The organism is Rhodococcus sp. 06-470-2, assembly GCF_002258235.1.
In the GTDB taxonomy this organism is placed as follows: Bacteria; Actinomycetota; Actinomycetes; order Mycobacteriales; family Mycobacteriaceae; genus Rhodococcoides.
Genome location: NZ_NOYB01000023.1, coordinates 1 through 2535 on the forward strand (window position 1 = coordinate 1; position 2535 = coordinate 2535).

At 60.7% G+C, this 2535-nt stretch carries 1 protein-coding gene; it reads right to left on the reverse strand.

Features of this window, described 5'->3' with window-relative positions; translation table 11 throughout:
* A partial coding sequence (locus tag CH276_RS12615) for a non-ribosomal peptide synthetase (protein WP_254924357.1) occupies positions 1 to 2523 on the reverse strand: 2523 nt, incomplete at its 3' end.
* Positions 2524 to 2535 lie beyond the last annotated feature (12 nt).

The following is a 2535-nucleotide window of genomic DNA, read 5'->3' on the forward strand; positions in this document are numbered from 1 at the left end:
CCGCAAACCGGAATCCAACACAAACAACGCATCACCCGGCACCGGCGTACCGATAGGAGCTCCATGACCAGGCTTCATGGGCGCACTCATAGAGGCGTAGAACGTCTCTGTCTCCCCGTAGCCATTGATCATTTCTCGGCCTGAAGCCCACCGATCGACAAGTTCGGGCGAGCATGCCTCACCCCCCACAAAAATGGTCCTTACTTGATCTATTCCCTCGGGCGAGAGCATCTCGAGTGCGGACGGGGTCTGGTTGACGGTGGTGACCTGCTCGTCTACCAGGATTCGGTGAAAGTCCGTTGCGGAGCGGGCGGCATGCTCAGGGATGATCACCAAGCGGCCGCCGTGCAGCAGAGCGCCCCACATCTCCCACACCGACACATCGAACGAGTACGAATGGAACATCGACCACACCTGATCTGGGGAATGTTTGAAAGCATGTTCCGAAGCTGCGTAGGTCTGGGTGACGTTCGTTTGTGTGATGCCGACGCCTTTGGGTGTGCCTGTCGTTCCTGAGGTGTAGATGATGTACGCGAGGAGGTCAGCATTCGGCACCGGCAACGTCGTCGTCGGCTGTTCAGCGACCTTGGGATCCTCGACATCTATCAGTGGGACCCCGGACTTACTGACGCGACCAGCGAGGCTCACCGTGGTCAAAATCGCGGCCGGCGCAGCGTCTTGTAGAACGAATGCCAGGCGCTCGTCAGGGGTGTTGATGTCGATCGGCAAGTAAGCAGAACCCAGCTTCAGCACCGAAAGTATGGCTATCACAGTGTGTTCCGAACGTGGCAGCAACAGTGCAACAACGTCCTCTACTCCCACCCCACGCCCAGCCAACAAATGAGCCAACTGCGTCGATGTGTCGTCCAACTCCTGATACGTCCACGACCGACCCTCGAACACCACCGCTATGACGTCCGGCCGCACCCTCACCTGCTCGGCGAACAACTCCGGAATCGCGGGGTCCACGATCGATTCATTTAGCACTGACCGCGCTCCGAGGGCGTCCAGCTGCGTCAGTTCTCTCTCGTCAAGCAAGTCGATTGACGCCACCGAGCGGTCCGTGCCGGCGAGCATCGTCGTGAGCACCCGCTGCCAGCGGGTAACAAGTTGTTTTACAGTTTCGGCGTCATAGACGTCGGTGCGGTACTCGACCAGACCCCCAATGCCTATGGGACGGCCGGAGTTGTCGAACCGCTCACGCAGGCTGAAAGTCAAGTCCATTCGAGCGGTCAAGGTGTCCGTGCGCTGCGGGGAAATGTCGAGACCTGGCAGAGACAGATCGGGCAGGGTGACGTTTTGCCAGGCGAACAGGATTTGGATCAACGGATGGTGAGCCTGCGTACGGACCGGATTGAGGCGCTCGACAAGCGCATCGAACGGCACATCTTGGTTCGCGAACGCGTCCAGGCTCCGCTCCCGTACCTCCTCCAACAAATCACCGAAGTTCATCTCGGCTGAAACCCGCGTACGCAACACCAGCGTGTTGACGAAAAACCCGACCATGCCGTCAAACTCGGTTCGCCCCCGCCCCGCCGTCGGCACCCCGAACGCCACATCCGCGCTCCCGCTCAAACGCGCCAACAGCACCGAAAGCGCCGCCGACATCACCATGAACGTCGTCGCATTGCGTTCCCGCGCCACAACCCGCACGAGTTCCTGCAGTTCGGCGGGCCATTCGACGACGACTTGGCCGCCCTGATGGTTGGCGACGGCGGGGTAAGGCCGGTCCGTGGGAAGCTCCAGCAGTCCCGCGTATCCAGCGAGGTTCCGCTCCCAGAAAACTGTTTGTCGACCAGATCGGGTATTAGGATCGTCGGCCTCGCCGAGGAGCTTGTGCTGCCAGATTGTGAAGTCGGCGTACTGAACGGGCAACGGCTCCCAGCCTGGCTCCGTCCGGGTGGTGCGGGCCTGATATGCGGTAGTCAGGTCGCGAACCAGCGGCGAGAGAGATGATCCGTCGGCGGCGATGTGGTGCATTGCCAGGGCCAGATGGTGTTCCGTGGTCGAGACTGCGAAAAGCCTTGCACGAAAGGGAATCTCGGTTTCTAAGTCGAAGGCGTGGCGGGTGACAATACCGACCGCCTCATCCAACTGTTGATCGGTCCAGTTGGTGGCGTCGATGACTTTGCAGGCGACAAGCCCTTCAGAGGCATCGAGAATGCACTGCTCGGGCACGCCAGCCGTAGCGGGAAACACTGTGCGAACACTCTCGTGCCGGGCTACGACATCGGCAACCGCCAGGGTCAGCGCGTCGACGTCGAGTAGACCGATTAGGCGTAGTACCAGAGGGATGTTGTATGTCGCCGATGGTCCCTCTAGCTGATGGATGAACCACAACCGACGCTGGGCGAACGACAGCGGCAACTGGGCCGGACGCGCATATGGCTCCCAGATTTGCCTGGTGCCCGACTGTCCTCCACCCACCACACGAGCCAGGCCCGCTACGGTGGGGGCTTCCATGAGTGCACGGACGCTGATTTCACAGTCGAAGGTTTCCTGCACGGCGGCTACGACACGCATCGCAGAGAGCGA